This window comes from Micrococcus sp. IITD107, assembly GCF_041927415.1.
Classification (GTDB): domain Bacteria; phylum Actinomycetota; class Actinomycetes; order Actinomycetales; family Micrococcaceae; genus Citricoccus; species Citricoccus terreus.
Window position 1 is genome coordinate 436,885 of sequence record NZ_JBHFFN010000001.1, and the last position, 17,276, is coordinate 454,160.

At 69.6% G+C, this 17,276-nt stretch carries 15 protein-coding genes; 14 read left to right on the forward strand and 1 reads right to left on the reverse strand.

Features of this window, described 5'->3' with window-relative positions; genetic code table 11:
- The first annotated feature begins 26 nt into the window (after positions 1 to 26).
- The 4 genes from ACEXHE_RS02075 (at position 27) to ACEXHE_RS02090 (ending at position 2,855) form a co-directional block, all read left to right on the forward strand.
- A complete protein-coding gene (locus ACEXHE_RS02075; protein ID WP_260061371.1) occupies positions 27 to 290 on the forward strand; it encodes a phosphoribosyl-ATP diphosphatase in 264 nt (87 codons plus the stop codon).
- Positions 291 to 345: 55 nt separating this feature from the next.
- Positions 346 to 1,197, forward strand: a complete 852-nt coding sequence (hisG, locus tag ACEXHE_RS02080; RefSeq protein WP_091694012.1) for an ATP phosphoribosyltransferase — start codon at positions 346 to 348, stop codon at positions 1,195 to 1,197.
- 22 nt (positions 1,198 to 1,219) lie between these two features.
- Complete coding sequence (hisF, locus tag ACEXHE_RS02085) at positions 1,220 to 1,990, forward strand: imidazole glycerol phosphate synthase subunit HisF (RefSeq protein ID WP_356966245.1); 771 nt, start codon at positions 1,220 to 1,222, stop codon at positions 1,988 to 1,990.
- Positions 1,991 to 2,120: 130 nt separating this feature from the next.
- Positions 2,121 to 2,855 (forward strand): GNAT family N-acetyltransferase, encoded by a 735-nt coding sequence (locus tag ACEXHE_RS02090; RefSeq protein ID WP_374784526.1) that lies wholly within the window; start codon positions 2,121 to 2,123, stop codon positions 2,853 to 2,855.
- Between the two features lie 41 nt (positions 2,856 to 2,896).
- Here the strand turns inward: ACEXHE_RS02090 and ACEXHE_RS02095 are convergent, their stop codons facing one another.
- Complete coding sequence (locus ACEXHE_RS02095) at positions 2,897 to 3,709, reverse strand: TIGR03085 family metal-binding protein (protein WP_374784527.1); 813 nt, start codon at positions 3,707 to 3,709, stop codon at positions 2,897 to 2,899.
- Between the two features lie 82 nt (positions 3,710 to 3,791).
- Between ACEXHE_RS02095 and hisI the strand changes: the two genes are divergently transcribed.
- The 10 genes from hisI (at position 3,792) to ACEXHE_RS02145 (ending at position 17,199) form a co-directional block, all read left to right on the forward strand.
- Complete coding sequence (hisI, locus tag ACEXHE_RS02100) at positions 3,792 to 4,169, forward strand: phosphoribosyl-AMP cyclohydrolase (RefSeq protein WP_091697085.1); 378 nt, start codon at positions 3,792 to 3,794, stop codon at positions 4,167 to 4,169.
- Positions 4,162 to 5,733, forward strand: a complete 1,572-nt coding sequence (locus ACEXHE_RS02105) for an anthranilate synthase component I (RefSeq protein WP_374784528.1) — start codon at positions 4,162 to 4,164, stop codon at positions 5,731 to 5,733. Before hisI ends, ACEXHE_RS02105 begins: the two co-directional genes overlap by 8 nt.
- Positions 5,730 to 6,383, forward strand: a complete 654-nt coding sequence (locus ACEXHE_RS02110; protein ID WP_374784529.1) for a Trp biosynthesis-associated membrane protein — start codon at positions 5,730 to 5,732, stop codon at positions 6,381 to 6,383. The genes ACEXHE_RS02105 and ACEXHE_RS02110 overlap by 4 nt, the downstream gene beginning before the upstream one ends.
- A gap of 173 nt (positions 6,384 to 6,556) precedes the next feature.
- A complete protein-coding gene (locus ACEXHE_RS02115; RefSeq protein WP_374784530.1) occupies positions 6,557 to 6,868 on the forward strand; it encodes an HGxxPAAW family protein in 312 nt (103 codons plus the stop codon).
- Positions 6,868 to 7,677 carry an indole-3-glycerol phosphate synthase TrpC gene (gene trpC / locus ACEXHE_RS02120; RefSeq protein WP_374784531.1) on the forward strand — a complete coding sequence of 270 codons (810 nt, stop codon included), beginning with the start codon at positions 6,868 to 6,870 and terminating at the stop codon, positions 7,675 to 7,677. The genes ACEXHE_RS02115 and trpC overlap by 1 nt, the downstream gene beginning before the upstream one ends.
- Before the next feature lie 59 nt (positions 7,678 to 7,736).
- A complete protein-coding gene (gene trpB / locus ACEXHE_RS02125) occupies positions 7,737 to 9,080 on the forward strand; it encodes a tryptophan synthase subunit beta (protein ID WP_374784532.1) in 1,344 nt (447 codons plus the stop codon).
- On the forward strand, positions 9,080 to 9,925 hold the full coding sequence (trpA, locus tag ACEXHE_RS02130; RefSeq protein WP_091697069.1) for a tryptophan synthase subunit alpha: 846 nt from the start codon (positions 9,080 to 9,082) through the stop codon (positions 9,923 to 9,925). The genes trpB and trpA overlap by 1 nt, the downstream gene beginning before the upstream one ends.
- 5 nt (positions 9,926 to 9,930) lie before the next feature.
- Entirely contained in the window at positions 9,931 to 10,935 is a 1,005-nt protein-coding gene (gene lgt / locus ACEXHE_RS02135; protein ID WP_374784840.1) for a prolipoprotein diacylglyceryl transferase, read from the forward strand.
- 140 nt (positions 10,936 to 11,075) lie between these two features.
- Positions 11,076 to 15,746, forward strand: a complete 4,671-nt coding sequence (gene gltB, locus ACEXHE_RS02140; RefSeq protein WP_374784533.1) for a glutamate synthase large subunit — start codon at positions 11,076 to 11,078, stop codon at positions 15,744 to 15,746.
- Positions 15,739 to 17,199 carry a glutamate synthase subunit beta gene (locus ACEXHE_RS02145; protein ID WP_356966267.1) on the forward strand — a complete coding sequence of 487 codons (1,461 nt, stop codon included), beginning with the start codon at positions 15,739 to 15,741 and terminating at the stop codon, positions 17,197 to 17,199. Before gltB ends, ACEXHE_RS02145 begins: the two co-directional genes overlap by 8 nt.
- Positions 17,200 to 17,276: the final 77 nt, after the last annotated feature.

A 17,276-nucleotide genomic window follows, 5' to 3' on the forward strand; every position in this document is an offset into this window, starting at 1 on the left:
CGGTCTCAGGTCGCTACCCTGGACTGGTGAAGACCTTCGAAGACCTTTTCGCCGAACTGACCCAGAAGGCCCAGACCCGGCCGGAGGGATCCGGCACCGTGGCAGAGCTGGACGCGGGCATCCATCAGATCGGCAAGAAGGTCGTGGAGGAGGCCGCCGAGGTCTGGATGGCCGCGGAATACCAGTCCGACCAGGAGACGGCCGAGGAGATCTCGCAGCTGCTCTACCACCTGCAGGTGATGATGATCGCCAAGGGCCTGACCCTGGACGACGTCTACCGCCACCTCTGAGTCCTGCCCGCACCGCACTCCGCCGACCGGCCCGACCCCTCCCAGGAGGAACCGCATGCTCCGTATCGCCGTGCCCAACAAGGGGGCCCTGTCCGAGGCGGCCCGTGAGATCTTCACCGAGGCCGGGTACCGCCAGCGCCGTGACAGCCGTGAACTGGTCATGCGCGATCCGGACAATCAGGTCGAGTTCTTCTACCTGCGTCCGCGGGACATCGCGGTCTACGTCGGCTCCGGCACTCTGGACCTGGGTCTGACCGGACGCGATCTGTTCCAGGACGCCCAGGTGGGGGACACCGCCGAGGAGATCATGGCCCTGGGCTTCGGCCGCTCCACGTTCCGCTTCGCCGCCCCCGCAGGCCGGTACTCCTCGTTGGCCGACCTGGAGGGCAAGCGGATCGCCACCAGCTATGACGGACTGCTGGAGGACTACCTGGCCACCCAGTCGGTCACCCCCGAGCGGATCGTCCACTTGGACGGTGCCGTGGAGTCCTCCGTCTCCCTGGGCGTGGCCGATGCGATCGCTGACGTGGTGGAGACGGGCAGCACCCTGAAGGCCGCCGGCATGGAGACCTTCGGCGATCCGATCATGACCTCCGAGGCCATCCTCATCGCACCCTCCGGCGCCTCAGAGGAGGCCCGCTCGGTGCTGATGCGTCGTCTACAGGGCGTCCTCGTGGCCCGCCGGTACGTGATGATCGACTATGACGTGCGCCGTGATCTGCTGGATGCCGCCGCCGCCGTCACACCGGGGCTGGAGTCGCCCACCATCTCGCCTCTGCAGGACGAGGACTGGGTCGCTGTCCGCTCCATGGTCCAGAAGGACCAGATGAACAAGGTGATGGACGACCTCTACGCCCTCGGCGCTCGAGCCATCCTGGCCTCGGCCATCCACGCGATCCGTCTGTAGAGCCTGTCGAGGAGCAGCCGCTGTGACTCTTGCCGTACGTGTTATCCCCTGTCTGGACGTAGACGCCGGGCGGGTGGTGAAGGGCGTGAACTTCGCCTCTCTGCGCGATGCCGGTGATCCGGTCGAGTTGGCCCGGCGCTACAACGAGGCCGGTGCCGATGAACTGACCTTCCTGGACGTGACCGCTTCGACCGCAGACCGAGCCACGACCTTCGAGGTGGTCTCCCAGACCGCCGAGGAGGTCTTCATCCCGCTCACCGTCGGCGGGGGAGTGCGCACCGCCGAGGATGTGGATCGACTCCTGCGCTCCGGGGCGGACAAGGCCTCCATCAACACGGCTGCCGTGGCCCGCCCTGAGGTCATCGACGAGATCACTCGGCGCTTCGGCTCCCAGGTCCTCGTCCTCTCCCTGGACGCGCGCCGCACCACGGATCCGAGCATCGCCTCGGGCTATGAGGTGACCACTCACGGGGGCCGCACCGGCACCGGCAAGGACGCCGTGGAGTGGTGCAGGGAGGCCGCCGAACGCGGTGTCGGGGAGATCCTGCTGAACTCGATCGACGCGGACGGCACGCAGCAGGGATTCGACCTGGAGATGATCCGGGATGTCCGGGCCGTCACCCGCGTGCCCCTGATCGCCTCGGGCGGCGCCGGAGCGCCCGAGCACTTCCCCCCGGCCATCGACGCCGGCGCAGACGCCGTCCTGGCCGCGTCGATCTTCCACTTCGGCCCGGTGGACATGCTCGCCCGGGTCAAGGACGCACTGCGGGGGGCCGGCCATCCTGTCCGCTGAGTCCGCCCACCACGTCGACCTCCTCACCCTCCAGCGGCTCAGCGCAGCCGGCTGGCCGGCCCTGGAGACCCAGTCCCTGCAGGACTGGACGGTCCGTTTCTCCTCCGGCCTGACCCGCCGAGCCAACAGCGTGCTGCCCTGGGGAGCGCCGCGCGACCCTGCGGACTTCGAGTCAGCGGTCTCGGAGGTGGAGCACCGCAGTGCTGAGCGGTGGCTGGCACCCACCTTCCAGCTCTGGCGGACCGCGTCTGTCCCGCCCCGGGGGGACACCCCCGACGACGGCCGTCCCGCCGAGTGGGCAGGTCACCATCGGCAGCTGGCTGAATTCCTCTTCGCCCGGGGGTACCGGTCGGTGGCTCCCACCGATGTGCTCTGGACGCAGGTGGGCGAGAACCTGGACTCGGCGGCGTGGGACGGGCGCATCCTGGTGAACGAGACCCCAGACGCCGCCTGGATGGACGCGATCCGCCGGGGACTGGCCCGGGACATGGATGCGGCCACGGACCTGGTCTTCCGTCAGCTGCTCAGCGGAGTGCGTTCGCGTTTCCTGCGACTGATGGATGACTCCGGCACGGCGATCGCCGTGGCCAAGGTCTCCCTCGTGCCGGATCCCCGCCCGGACTCGGATGCCGTGTACGGCGGGATCTACAGCATGTGGGTGGATCCGGGGCACCGCGGGCAGGGGCTGGCCCGGACGCTGCTCCGGGGAACCTTCCACCAGGCACGCCAGCTGGGACTGAGCGGTCTCTGGCTTCAGGTGGAGCACACTGCGCCAGCGGCTCGAGGACTCTACCTGCAGGAAGGCTTCCGGCAGGTGGCCTCCTACTCCTATCTGACCCGCACCGTGGAGACTCCCGTCCACTGAAGGTCTTCGCTGCGCAGTCGACCCCCGGTGGCGACGGCCGGTCAGCCCTCCAGTGCAGAACCGGGCGGATCCACCAGCACCAGGGCTTGGTCCCGCCGGCCGAAGGCATGCATGATCAGCTCGCCCGTGGGTCCGGTGATCGTCACCTGGGGCTCACCGGGACGAGCGACCACGGTGGCGGTGCCCTCCATGGCTCGACCGGTCCGGGGCGTGCGGACCAGCCGGACGCCCGTGGGAGCCGTGCGGTAGAGCAGACGGGCCCGCCGAGACAGCTCCTCCCACAGGACATCCGCGTAGTCATCGGAGAGCCGTCGCGGCGCCCACCGGTCCTGGGCCCGGCGCACATCCTCGGTGTGGACGAAGAACTCCAGCAGGTTGGCCGCCTGAGCGGCACGGCGCACTGGTGCCGCGGCCCGCAGACGAGTGACCACGCGCTCGGATCCGGCCGTGCCACGGGCCACTCGGTCCACGAGCTGCTGGTACTGCCGGGACCCGGTCGAGGCATCGCCCAGTTCACGGGTCCGGCGCTCGAGCGGGCCGGACCAGGGCTTCAGGGCCAGTCCCGCCGCCAGCGCAGACGTCTCGCGCAGGTGGATGTGGGCCGCCAGATGCTCGGTCTGCCAGCCCTCGCAAAGGGTCCGATGTCCGGGACCGGCCGCCACCAGAGCCTCCACGAGCGCCTCACGTGAGGCGGTGGTGAAGTCGTGCGGAGCACCGGTGGGCGTGGTCCAGACGGCCTGCGGTCCTGCCCCGGCTGATGCACGGGTGGGATCCGACACCGCCGGGCGGGACGGATCGGTGGACGGTGGGGGCGTGGGGCGCCGCCGCCAGGGGCGGAAGGATGCAAGGGTCATGACGTTCGCAACGTAGCACGCCCGGCGACAATCCGCGCCCCCTGGGGAACCGGACCCTCGCGCGCACCTAGACTGGATCACCATGGACACGCTGGACCCGCAGATCGCCGATCGGCTCACTCGTACCCCGGACGGACTGGTGGCGGCGATCGCCCAGCAGCATGACACCGGAGAGGTGCTCATGCTGGGGTGGATGGATGATGAGGCACTTCACCGCACCCTGACCACCGGTCGCGTCTGGTACTGGTCGAGATCCCGTCAGGAGTACTGGCGCAAGGGGGACACCTCCGGACATGAACAGCGCACCGTCTCCGTCGCCCTGGACTGTGACGCGGACGCCCTGCTGGTCCAGGTCGACCAGATCGGCCCGGCGTGCCACACCGGCACACGCAGCTGCTTCGACGGCCGCGAGCTGCCGGTCTCCATCCCCGAGCCGACCCAGGAGGACCCCCGTGCGTGATCTCGGCACCATCACCCCCAGCCGCGAGGAGTTCGTGGGACTGGCCGGACGTCGTCGGGTCATCCCGGTCACGCTGACCCTGTTGGCCGACGCCCTCACCCCCGTGGGGATCTACCGCCGTCTCGCCGACGACCGCCCCGGCACCTTCCTGATGGAGTCGGCCGCGCAGGGCGGGGTGTGGTCCCGGTACTCCTTCATCGGGGCCGGCAGCTCGGCCACCCTGACCACCCGGGACGGACAGGCGCACTGGCAGGGGGAGCCGCCCGCAGGGGTTCCCCGGCAGGGCGACCCGCTTCAGGTGCTGCGTGCCACCCTGGAGCATCTCTCGGCCGGCACCGGGAACCAGGCCCACCCGGAGCTGCCCAACCTCGTCTCCGGGATGGCCGGATTCCTGGGGTGGGAGACGGTGCGCCGCTGGGAGCATCTGCCCACACCCCCGCCGGATGACCTCGGGCTGCCGGAGTTGGCGATGAACCTGATCACCGACCTCGCCGTGCATGACACCGTGGACGGCACCGTCACCCTGGTGGCCAACGCCATCAACCAGGACGGCCTGGAGTCCGGTGCCGAGCAGGCCTGGCAGCACGCCGTGGACCGGCTGGAGGACATGGCGGACCGACTGCGCCAGCCGCAGGCGGACCCGGTCTCCGCGGCCTCGAGCAACTGGCAGGACATCGACGTCGCCGCCCACATCCAGGACTCCTGGACCCAGGAGGGCTTCCTGGACGCGGTGGCCAAGGCCCAGCGCGCGATCGTGGACGGCGAGGTCTTCCAGGTGGTGGTCTCCCGGCGGTTCAGCACCGAGACCACGGCTTCGGCACTGGACATCTACCGGGTGCTGCGCGCCATGAATCCCAGCCCCTACATGTACCTGTTCACCTTCGAACGGCCCGACGGCGGCCAGTACCAGATCGTGGGTTCGTCACCCGAGGCGCTGGTCACCGTCAAGGACGGCAGTGTGGTCACGCACCCGATCGCCGGCTCCCGCCCCCGCGGTGCGACGGTGGAGGAGGACCACCTGGCGGAGAAGAGCCTGGTCAATGACCAGAAGGAACGCGCCGAGCACCTGATGCTCGTGGACCTCTCCCGCAACGACCTCTCCAAGGTCTGCCGCCCGGGCACTGTCTCGGTCACCCAGTTCATGGAGGTGGAGCGCTTCAGCCACATCATGCACCTGGTCTCCCACGTGGAGGGGCGACTGGACGACTCGGTCTCGGCGCTGGACGTGCTGGCCGCCGCCTTCCCGGCCGGCACCCTCTCCGGGGCCCCCAAGCCCCGGGCCCTGCAGCTGCTGGACGAGTGGGAGCCTCAGCGTCGTGGCCCCTACGGGGGTGTCGTGGGGTACTTCGACCTCTCCGGGAACATGGACATGGCGATCAACATCCGCTCGGCGCTGCTGGTGGACAGCATGGCCTACGTCCAGGCCGGCGCGGGGATCGTGGCGGACTCCGTTCCGCTGACGGAGGCCGAGGAGACGGTGACCAAGGCCAGCGCGCCGATGCGGGCGGTGCTGGCGGCCGGTTCCCTCACGGACCTGAGCGGCAGCGAGCGGGGGTCGGCATGAGCGAGGAGGTGCAGCAGGTGGGCCGGCCGGTCCGACGCGGCGCGGTGACCCGCCGCACCGCCGTCCTGTGGGCCGTGGCCGCTGGAGCAGCCCTGCTGGGTGCCGGTGCCCAGACCTGGGTCCAGGCCTCTGGTCTCGACGGTCTGTCCGAGACCTCGGTGGCCACCACCGGCAATGACGCGGCCGCCGTGGTCCCGGCGATGGCGCTGGTCGGCATGGCTGGCGGTGCGGCGCTGTCCATCGCCCGTCGTGTCGCACGGACGGTGATCGCCGCTCTGCTGGTCCTGGCCGGACTGGCCGGGGCAGTGGCCTCTGTGCAGGTCGCGGCCAACCCCGCGGAGGCGGCCCAGTCGGTTGTCGGCAGTGCCACCGGCACCACAGCCCTCGCGTCCGAGTACGTCGTGACCGTCTGGCCGTGGATCGCCCTGGCGGTGTCCGTTGCCCTGGCGCTCTGCGGCGTGGCCGTACTGGTCTTCGGCCGTCGGTGGGCTCTGACCAGCCGACGGTATGACACGGGCTCGTCCGCTGACCCCTCTGGCACGTCCCGTCCTCAGGGCGGACCGGGCGGTACCGAGCAGAGTCGGCCGGACGAGGATCTGGATGAGATCGACGCCTGGGACCAGCTCTCACGGGGGAATGACCCCACCTGAGGCCTGGAGCGTCCGCCGCCGGGGACATGACGGGAGACATCCACCGGGTCACCCCGCGCGTCGTGGCAGAATGACAGCAAGACACGATGACACGACTGCGCACACGAGGCGCTGCTCCTCCCGGGAGTGGCCAGGGGCGTCGCGCAGCATCCCACCTCAGGAAAGGCAGGGTCATGTCGACCTCGCACACGACCGACCACACCGCCGCCCATCGCCGCGGCGGTGAGCTGACCATCACCGACGACGGCCGGGTGCTGAACGACCCCACCCACGCCGAGCCGATCGGCCACGGCAACTCCGTGGCCAGCTGGGCTCTGGTGCTGCTGGCGATCGTGGGTGCCGTCATCATCATGTTCGGCATGCTCTCCGAGACCTGGATCGTCGTGATCGTGGGCGGTGCCTTCATCGTGGCCGGTCTGATCGCCGGATTCGTGCTGAAGAAGGCCGGCAAGGGCGTGGACAACTCTCAGATCGCCCGCCACTGATGCCCACAGTCCTCGACGACATCATCGTCGGCGTCCGAGAGGACCTGGAGGCGCGTCGTCGGGAGACCTCCCTGGCGCAGATGCGCGAGCGGGCCCTCCAGGTCGCGCCGGCCCGTGACGCGTGGGCTGCACTGCGCGGTGGTCGATCCGATGCCTCCGGGCTGCGCGTGATCTCCGAGGTCAAGCGCTCCAGTCCCTCCAAGGGGGCCCTGGCGGACATCGCCGCGCCGGCTGACCTGGCCCGCAGCTATGAGCGCGGTGGTGCAGCCGTGATCTCCGTGCTCACCGAGCAGCGACGCTTCGGCGGCTCTCTGGCCGATCTGGATGCCGTGCGTGCGGCCGTGGACATCCCCGTGCTCCGCAAGGACTTCACGGTGGACGAGTACCAGATCCATGAGGCCCGCGCCCACGGCGCCGACCTGGTCCTGCTGATCGTCGCCGCCTTGGACGACGCCCAGCTGCGAGGCTTCCTCGACCTGACCCATGAGCTCGGCATGAACGCCCTCATCGAAGCGCACACCCCGGAGGAGATCGAACGCGCGGCCGCCCTGAAGCCGCGCATCATCGGGGTGAACGTCCGGAACCTGAAGACCCTGGAGGTGGATCCCTCCTCCTACGGTCGTCTGGCGCCTCTGCTGCCCTCGGACGTGGCCCAGATCGCCGAGTCCGGCGTGGACGGACCACAGGACGTGGCCGAGTATGCCCGTCACGGCGCGGACGCCATCCTCGTCGGCGAGGCCCTGGTCCGCCACGGCGATCCGGCTCAGGCCATCCGGGACTTCCGGTCCGCTTCCGCGGCCGTCCGCTGACCCTCAGCCGAGGCTCGGTCCCATACCCACCGCACCACCCGCAGGAGACGAGCAGGTCCATGACTGACTCCACACCGTTCACCCAGCAGCCCGATCTGCAGCACGACGGGCCCTACCAGGGTCAGCAGGGACCCTACTTCGGCCCCTACGGCGGTCGGTGGATGCCGGAGTCGTTGATCGCCGCACTGGACGAGGTGGACCGCACCTTCCAGCAGGCTCAGGAGGATCCGGAGTTCATCTCTGAACTGGAGTCGCTGTATGCCGACTACGTCAACCGCCCCTCTCTGCTCACCGAGGTCCCGCGTTTCGCCGCAGCAGTGCCCGGGGTGCGCATCTTCCTCAAGCGCGAGGACCTGAACCACACCGGTTCCCACAAGATCAACAACGTCATCGGCCAGGCGCTGCTGGCGCGGCGCATGGGCAAGACCCGACTGATCGCCGAGACCGGAGCGGGGCAGCACGGAGTGGCCACGGCCACCGCGGCCGCGCTGTTCGGCATGGAGTGCACCGTGTACATGGGGGAGGCCGACACCCAGCGCCAAGCCCTCAACGTGGCCCGCATGCGTCTGCTCGGGGCCGAGGTGGTGCCCGTGACCGTCGGGGCCCGGACGCTCAAGGACGCCATCAACGAGGCTCTGCGTGACTGGGTCGCCTCGGTGGAGACCACCCACTACCTGCTCGGCACGGTGACCGGACCGGCTCCCTTCCCGGCGATGGTGCGGTGGTTCCACCGGGTCATCGGGGAGGAGGCCCGGGCACAGGTCCTGGCGCAGACCGGCCGTCTGCCGGACGCCGTCATGGCGTGCGTGGGCGGGGGCTCCAACGCGATGGGCATCTTCCACGGGTTCCTGGACGACCCTGAGGTCCAGCTCTACGGACTGGAAGCCGGTGGCGAAGGCATGGACACCGGGCGGCACGCCGCCTCGATCACCCTGGGCCGCACCGGCGTGCTGCACGGCGCGCGGACCTACCTGATGCAGAACGAGGATGGGCAGACCATCGACTCCCACTCGATCTCCGCGGGGCTGGACTATCCCGCGGTGGGCCCAGAGCACGCCTGGCTGCACGACACCGGACGGGCGATCTACGAGCCGGTCAACGACGACGAATGCATGTCCGCCTTCGAACGGCTGTGCCGGACCGAGGGGATCATTCCGGCCATCGAGTCATCCCACGCCCTGGCCGGTGCCCTGCGCCTGGCCCGGCGGTGGGCGGACGCCGGCGAGGTCTCAGCAGACACCCCGTCGGGGCAGGAGCGGATCATCGTCGTCAACCTCTCCGGCCGTGGTGACAAGGATGTCTCCACCGCCGCCAAGTGGTTCGACATGCTGCCCGATGCCCCCACGCCCGAAGGCGGGGACGCCGCGGCCGTGGCCGCTCGACCCGAAGGAGCACAGGACTGATGAGCGCATCGACCCCCCAGGACACGAGCCGTACCCAGGACTCCTCCGTCCGCTCCCTGACCACCGAGGCGATCGAGCGGGCTCGCGCAGCGGGCCGCACCGCCCTGATCGGCTACCTGCCGGCCGGATACCCCACGGTGGAGGACTCGATCGAGGCCGCCGTGGAGCTGGGGCGCAACGGCGCGGACGTGATTGAGATCGGAATCCCCTACAGCGACCCGGTGATGGACGGTCCGGTCATCCAGGCCGCCACGAGCCAGGTCCTGGCGGACGGGTTCCGCGTGGATCAGGTCTTCGAGATCGTCCGGGCCGTCACCGAGCGCACCGACGCGGCGGTGGTGGTGATGACCTACTGGAACCTGGTGGGCCGGATGGGCGTGGACGCCTTCGCCCGTCGTCTGGCCGAGGCCGGGGGAGCGGGCATCGTCACGCCAGACCTGGTTCCCGAGGAGGCCGAGGAGTGGTTCGCGGCCTCGGACCGGTACGGACTGGACCGGATCTTCCTGACCGCCCCCAGCTCGACCCCGGAACGGGTCCGGCTGATCACCGAGGTCTCCCGTGGCTTCGTCTACGGCGTCTCGGTCATGGGCGTCACCGGTGCCCGCGACCAGGTGTCCAACGCCGCCGAGTCCGTGGTCGCCGCCGCCCATGAGGCCGGCGCTCCCCGCGTCTGCGTGGGACTGGGCGTCTCCCGCCCGGAGCACATCCGGGAGATCGGCCGGTACGCGGACGGTGCCATCGTGGGAACCGCCCTCGTCGCCGCCCTGCGTGACGGGGGACCGGCCGCCGTCGGCCGGCTCGCCGCAGACCTGGCACGTGGCACCCAGCGCGAGGCCACCGCGTGAGCCCGCTGGCCGCCGTCGTGGTCCCCGCCGCCATCCCGGCCCCGACCTGGGACGGATTCGACCTGGGCTTCACGAAGCTGCATGCCTACGCCCTGTGCATCCTGGCCGGGATCATCGTGGCACTGTGGCTGGCCTCCCGCCGTTGGGCCGCCCGCGGCGGTCCCGAGGGGCGAGTCGTGGACATCTCCCTCTGGGCCATTCCGTTCGGGCTGGTCGGCGCTCGTCTGTACCATGTGTTCTCCTCCCCGGACGCCTACTTCGGACCCGGGTTCGACGGCACCGGTGACCTGACCAGGATCTGGCGTGTGTGGGAGGGCGGCCTGGGCATCTGGGGTGCCGTGGCCCTGGGCGCCGTGGGAGCCTGGATCGGCTGCCGCCGGTACGGGGTGAAGCTCTCGGCCTACGCCGATGTGGTCGCCCCGGGCGTGCTGCTGGCCCAGGCCATCGGACGGCTGGGCAACTACTTCAACCAGGAGCTCTTCGGCGGGCCCACCGATCTGCCGTGGGGCCTGCAGGTCTCGTCCGGCCACCCGAACTTCCCCTCCGAGTACATGGCCGGGACCCTGTTCCACCCCACGTTCCTCTACGAGATGCTCTGGAACCTGCTCGGCGTGGCCATCCTGCTGCTGCTGGACCGGCGTCTGCGTCTGCGCCGCGGCATGATGCTCTGGGCCTACGTGGCCTGGTACACGGCCGGACGGGTGTGGATCGAGCGCCTGCGCATCGACGACGCCGAGATGATCACCATCCTGGGGATCACCGAGCGGCTGAACGTGTGGACCTCGCTGCTGCTGTTCCTGATCGCGGTGGCGTTCCTGATCTGGCTCTGGGCCACCCGCCCGCGCACCCCGGAGAGGCGTGCCGAAGCCGACTCCGTGTGGCTGCCCGGACGCGAGCCGGAGCCGGACGCGGTCGAGGAGAGCGATCCTGGCGCACTGGAGACGACCCCCGTGGAGCCGGCGGATCGGACACCGGGACAGGCCTCGCGCAACACTGCGTCACAGGAGTGACACACGGCACAGGCATGTGAGCCTGGCCGCTAGGATCGACCGCATTGCACATTGTTCCCGGGCGGCATCGCCGTCCTGGACCGGGGCCAACGACGTCCCCTTCCCCGCGACTCCCGTCGCCCACAGGAAGGACCGACGTCATGACGTCCGATCACGCCCCGCAGCCCGAGGCCGACGGCCAGCAGCCTGAGGGCACCCCGCTGCCGGCCGACACCGCCGAGGCCCAGCTGGCCCGGGACCCCAAGAACCCGTTCAACCGTTTCGCCTCGCGTCCCGGTGAACAGGGCCTCTACCGCCCCGACCAGGAGCGGGACGCCTGTGGACTGGCCGTGATCAGCACTCTGCGCGGCACCCCGGGGCATGACATCGTGGAGCACGCGCTCACCGCGCTGCGCAATCTGGAGCACCGCGGCGCCGTCGGCGCGGACGAGGGCACCGGAGACGGCGCGGGACTGCTGACCCAGCTGCCTGACGAGTTCTTCCGGGCCGTGGTGGACTTCCCGCTGCCGGCGCCGGGGGAGTACGCCGCCGGAACCGCCTTCCTTCCCGACGACGACGCCGAGTTCTCCGCCTGTGTCACCGGAGTCGAGAGTCTGGCTCAGGCACAGGGTCTGCAGGTGCTCGGCTGGCGTGAGGTCCCGGTGGACGACTCGGTGATCGGCCGCTCGGCACGGGACTGCATGCCACGCTTCGTCCAGCTCTTCCTCCGGATCGCCGATGTCTCCGATGCGGTCGGCAGCCTGGACGCCCGGGCCTTCCGCCTGCGCAAGCTGGCCCAGAACAAGCTCGGGGTCTACTTCCCCTCGCTCTCCTCGAAGACCATCGTCTACAAGGGCATGCTGACCACCGCCCAGGTCGAGCCCTTCTACCCCGACCTCTCCGACCCCCGATTCGCCACGCGCCTGGCGATCGTGCACTCACGCTTCTCCACCAACACGTTCCCGTCCTGGCCACTGGCTCAGCCCTTCCGCACGGTGGCCCATAACGGTGAGATCAACACGGTCAAGGGCAACCGCAACTGGATGCGGGCCCGCCAGTCGATGCTGGCGCATGAGCTGCTCGGGGAGGTGCCCGAGGAGCTCTACCCCATCTGCACGCCGGGCGCCTCGGACTCAGCCTCCTTCGACGAGGTCGCCGAGCTGCTGATGCTCTCCGGGCGTCCGCTGGCCCATGCCATCATGATGATGATCCCGGAGGCGTGGGAGAACCACGCCACCATGGATCCGGCCCGTCGGGCGTTCTACCAGTACCACTCCATGCTCATGGAGCCCTGGGACGGCCCGGCGGCGGTCTCCTTCACCGACGGCACTCAGGTGGGCGCCGTGCTGGACCGCAACGGTCTGCGTCCGGCCCGGTACTGGGTCACCGACGATGGCCTGGTGGTGCTGGCCTCTGAGGTCGGTGTGGTGGAGATCGAACCGGCGCGGGTGGTGCGCAAGGGCCGGGTCGCTCCGGGGCGGATGTTCCTGGTGGACACCGCTGAGGGTCGGATCGTGGAGGACCACGAGATCAAGTCCGAGGTGGCCTCGGCGCAGCCCTGGCAGCAGTGGGTCGAGGAGAACCTGCTGGACCTGGGCTCTCTTCCTGAGCGCGAGCACGTGCTGCCCTCGTCCACCTCCATCCAGCACCGTCAGCGCACCTTCGGGTACACCTCCGAAGAGCTGCGGGTGCTGCTCAAGCCGATGGCGGCCACCGGTGCAGAGCCCCTGGGCGCCATGGGAACGGACACCCCCATCGCGGTGCTCTCCCAGCGGCCGCGGCTGCTCTTCGACTACTTCACCCAGTCGTTCGCCCAGGTGACCAACCCTCCGCTGGACGCGATCCGCGAGGAGCTGGTCACCTCGCTGCGCACCTCCATCGGGCCGGATGGGAACCTGCTCTCCACTCGCCAGGTGCGCACACGTCAGATCAACCTGGACTTCCCGGTGATCGACAATGACCAGTTGGCGCAGATCGCCAACCTCAGGGACGACGACGGCACCCGCGTGGCCTTGAAGGTGCGGGGGCTCTATCGGCCCGACGGCGGCGCAGCCGACCTGGAGGCCCGCCTCACCGAGATCTGTGAGAAGGTCTCGGCCGCGGTGAACCGCGGAGTGCACTACGTGGTCCTGTCTGACCGTGACTCCAACGCCCAGTGGGCGCCGATCCCGTCACTGCTGCTGCTCTCGGCCGTCCACCACCACCTGCTGGCCTCGGCCAACCGGACCCGCACCTCGCTGATCGTCGAGGCCGGAGACGTCCGCGAGGTGCACCACGTGGCGGTGCTGATCGGCTACGGCGCCTCGGCCGTGAACCCCTACCTGGCCATGGAGTCCGCCGAGGAGCTCGTGCGGATCGGCGCCCTGCAGGACCTCACCGCTGAGCAGGCGGTCGGCAACCTGATCAAGGCTCTGGGCAAGGGGGTGCAGAAGATCATGTCCAAGATGGGCATCTCCACGGTGTCCTCCTACTGCGGTGCCCAGACCTTCGAGGCGATCGGCCTGGCCCGCTCCGTGGTGGACCGCTACTTCGCCGGCACCCACTCGCCCATGGGCGGGGTGGGTCTGGACGTGATCGCGGCCGAGAACCGAGCGCGACACGAGCAGGCCTACCCGCCGGACGGCAATGACATCAACCCCTACCGCGAGCTCGAGGTGGGAGGTGAGTACCAGTGGCGCCGGGAAGGCCCACCGCACCTGTTCAATCCGGAGACGGTGTTCCGGCTCCAGCACTCCACTCGGGAGCGCCGCTATGACGTGTTCAAGGAGTACACCCGCCGGGTGGACGATCAGTCTCGGGACCTGATGACCCTGCGGGGGCTGCTGACTCTGGAGCGTGGCTCGCGTCCAGCGGTGCCGGTCACCGAGGTGGAGCCGGTGGAGGCGATCGTCAAACGCTTCTCCACGGGCGCCATGAGCTACGGCTCGATCTCCCGGGAGGCCCACGAGACGCTGGCCATCGCCATGAACCGGCTGGGCGGCAAGTCGAACACGGGCGAGGGTGGAGAGGACCCCGAGCGGCTGTTGGACCCGGAACGGCGCAGTGCCATCAAGCAGATCGCCTCGGGACGCTTCGGAGTGACGAGCCTGTACCTGGCCACCGCTGACGACCTGCAGATCAAGATGGCGCAGGGCGCCAAGCCCGGCGAGGGCGGGCAGCTGATGGGCTCCAAGGTGTACCCGTGGGTGGCGGAGACCCGCCATTCCACCCCGGGCGTCTCCCTGGTCAGCCCGCCGCCTCACCATGACATCTACTCGATCGAGGACCTGGCGGAGCTGATCTACGACCTCAAGCGCTCCAACCCTGAGGCCCGCGTCCACGTGAAGCTGGTCTCCGAGTCCGGAGTGGGCACGGTGGCCGCTGGCGTGACCAAGGCCAAGGCCGACGTCGTGCTGATCTCCGGTCATGACGGCGGAACCGGAGCCTCACCTCTGAACTCGCTCAAGCACGCCGGTGCTCCCTGGGAGCTGGGCCTGGCCGAGGCGCAGCAGACCCTGATGCTCAACGGGCTGCGTGGCCGTGTGGTGGTCCAGGTGGACGGTCAGCTCAAGACCGGTCGGGACGTGGTCATCGCCGCACTGCTCGGCGCCGAGGAGTACGGCTTCGCCACCGCACCGCTGGTGGTCTCGGGTTGCATCATGATGCGCGTCTGCCACCTGGACACCTGTCCGGTCGGTGTGGCCACCCAGAACCCGGAGCTGCGCAACCGGTTCACCGGCAGACCCGAGTTCGTGGTCAACTTCTTCGAGTTCATCGCCCAGGAGGTGCGCGAATACCTGGCCGAACTGGGCTTCCGCTCCCTGGACGAGGCCATCGGCCACATCGAATGCCTCGGCGTGGACGAGTCCAAGCACCACTGGAAGACCGCAGGGCTGGACCTGTCCGCGATCCTGGACGGGTACGACCCTGCGGACCGGGAGGGGACCGGTCCGCTGCTGAATGTTGGACCGCAGAACCACGAGCTGGACCAGCACTTCGACAACCGGCTCATCGAGGCCGCTGCTCCGGCCCTGGAGCGCGGTGAGAAGGTCAGCGTCACCGAGCGCATCATCAACACCGATCGTGCTGTGGGCACCATGCTCGGATTCCACGTCACGCGGGCGCGTCTGACCGAGGACCTGCCCGCCGACACGATCGAGGTCAACCTGCAGGGGGAGGCCGGCCAGTCCCTGGGTGCCTTCCTTCCCGCCGGTGTGACACTGAGACTCTCCGGAGACGCCAACGACTACGTGGGCAAGGGACTCTCCGGCGGGCGGATCGTGGTGCGACCTGACGCTTCAGCCGGATTCGCCGCCGAACAGAACGTGGTGGCCGGCAACGTGATCGGCTACGGAGCCACCAGCGGGGAGCTCTACCTGCGCGGCCGGGTCGGAGAACGCTTCCTGGTCCGCAACTCCGGAGCCACAGCGGTGGTCGAGGGGATCGGTGACCACGGCTGCGAGTACATGACGGGCGGCCAGGCGCTGATCCTGGGCCGGACCGGTCGGAACTTCGGTGCCGGCATGTCCGGCGGCACGGCCTGGGTCCTGGACCTGGACCGGGACAACCTGAACCCCTTGGCGATGACCACCGGTGAACTGCTCCTGCTGGAGCCGGACCCGGAGGACCGAAGCATCATCGCCGACCTGCTGGAGCGGCATCACGCCGAGACCGGCTCGGAGGTGGCCGCCGCACTGCTGGCGGACCTGCCCAGCTCCCTGGACCGATTCACCAAGGTCCTTCCCCGCGACTACGACGCCGTGCTGCGCACGCGCGCCGGAGTCATGGACGAGGGACTCGACCCGGACGGGGACACCGCCTGGGCACGCATTCTGGAGGCGACCCGTGGCTGATCCCCGTGGATTCCTGACCCATCGTGAGCGCCAGGAGCGCCCGTCCCGTCCGGTGCCGGTGCGCATCATGGACTTCAAGGACGTCTATGAGCGCCAGGACCCGTCTGTGGTCCGCACCCAGGCCAGCCGCTGCATGGACTGCGGAGTGCCGTTCTGTCACACCGGCTGTCCGCTGGGCAACCTGATCCCGGAGTGGAACGACCTGGTGCGCCAAGGGCGGATGGAGGAGGCGGCCGCACGGCTGCACTCCACCAACAACTTCCCCGAGGTCACCGGCCGGATCTGCCCGGCTCCCTGCGAGAGCTCCTGTGTCCTGGGCATCAACCAGCCCGCCGTCACCATCAAGCAGGTCGAGGTCTCGATCGCTGAGACGGTGTTCGAGAACGGCTGGCTCGAGCCCGTGATCCCTCAACGTCTCAACGGCCACACGGTGGCCGTGGTCGGCTCCGGTCCTGCAGGACTGGCAGCGGCCCAGCAGCTCACTCGCGCTGGCTTCACCGTGGCGGTGTACGAGCGCGACGACCGGATCGGTGGCCTGCTGCGCTACGGGATCCCGGACTTCAAGATGGAGAAGGACATCCTGGACCGTCGTCTGGAGCAGATGGAGGCCGAGGGCACCCGCTTCCGGACAGGTGTGGACGTGGGCACGGACATCTCCTGGGATCAGCTGCGGCGCGGCTACGATGCCGTGATCGTCGCCACCGGAGCGCAACGGCCCCGCGAGTTGGAGCTGCCCGGGCGCACTCTGGATGGGATCCACCCGGCCATGGAGTACCTGGTCCAGTCCAACCGCGTGGTGGCCGGTGACGAGGTCCCCGACCAGATCACTGCTGAGGGCCGCCACGTGGTGGTGCTGGGCGGCGGTGACACGGGTGCAGACTGCATCGGCACCGCCCACCGTCAGGGCGCCGCCTCGGTCACCACGCTGGCGATTGGACGCAAGCCGCCGTGCCAGCGCCCGGCCAACGAGCCCTGGCCCATGACGCCCCACGTGTTCGAGGTGTCCACGGCCGATGCGGAGGGCGGCACGCGCACCTATCTGGCCTCCACGGTCGAGTTCCTCGGCGATGAGCACGGGCGGGTGCGCGCCCTGAAGGTGGCTGAGACCGAGTACCGTCCGGACGGTTCCCGCGGACCGATCCCCGGCACCGAGCACGAGATCCCTGCGGATCTGGTGCTGTTGGCCCTGGGGTTCACCGGGGTCGAGGAGACCGGCCTGCAGGAGCAGCTGGGCCTGAGCGACCACCGCGGCCTGCTGGCCCGGGACGAGACCTACATGACCCAGGTGCCAGGCGTGTTCGCCTGCGGCGACGCCGGCCGAGGGGCATCGCTGGTGGTGTGGGCCATCGCCGAGGGACGGGCGTGCGCCTCCGCCGTGGACCGCCACTTGGAGGGCTGGACGCGCCTGCCCTCACCGGTCCGTCCCCAGGACCGGGCCATCGGCGTGGGCTGATCCGCCGATGAACTTCAGACCATCACCACACGAACAATGGCCCCGAGGTCCAGAGCGCGGTGCGCCCTGGACCTCGG